2 pseudogenes are annotated in these 533 nt (G+C 78.0%); both read left to right on the top strand.

Going from position 1 to position 533, the window contains the following annotated elements:
- Nucleotides 1-346 (top strand): annotated as a pseudogene (locus GT030_RS12105) (glycosyltransferase); the annotation flags it as partial.
- A 43-nt stretch (nucleotides 347-389) separates the two neighbouring features.
- Nucleotides 390-533: pseudogene (locus GT030_RS12100) on the top strand (glycosyltransferase); the annotation flags it as partial.

Here is a 533-nt window from a genome sequence, read left to right as displayed (position 1 = left end):
CGCGCACGCCCGCGCGGGCAACCTTGCGCTCTCCCTGCTGCTGCGCCGCCGCACCGGGCTCACCCTGCGCGACCTCGGTCCGCTGCGGGCCGCCCGCCGCGCACCGCTGCTCGCCCTCGGCCTCACGGACCGGCGCAGCGGCTATCCCCTGGAGATGGTGGTCCGCGCGGCCGACGAGGGCTGGCGGGTCACCGAGCACGACGTGCCGTACCTGGCGCGCTCCGGCGCCTCCAAGGTCACCGGCACCTGGCGCGGCACCTGGCAGGCGGTACGCGACATGAGCCGGGTCCTGCGGGACACGCCCCCGGGCCGGCGGGAGCGGACGGCAACGGGGGGTACCCGGTGAGGGCAGGGCCGCCCCCCGGCGCTGCGGTACCTGGAGAACGCCCATGACCACTCTCCTCGTCATCGCCAAGGAACCCCGGCCGGGCAGGGTCAAGACCCGCCTCACCCCGCCGTTCACGCCCGGGCAGGCCGCCGCGCTCGCCGAGGCCGCGCTCACGGACACCCTGCGCGCGGTGGCCGCCGCGCCC

It is taken from the genome of Streptomyces sp. SID1328 (assembly GCF_009865595.1).
Lineage (GTDB): Bacteria > Actinomycetota > Actinomycetes > Streptomycetales > Streptomycetaceae > Streptomyces > Streptomyces griseoluteus.
This window is presented reverse-complemented; position numbering and strand designations above follow the sequence as displayed.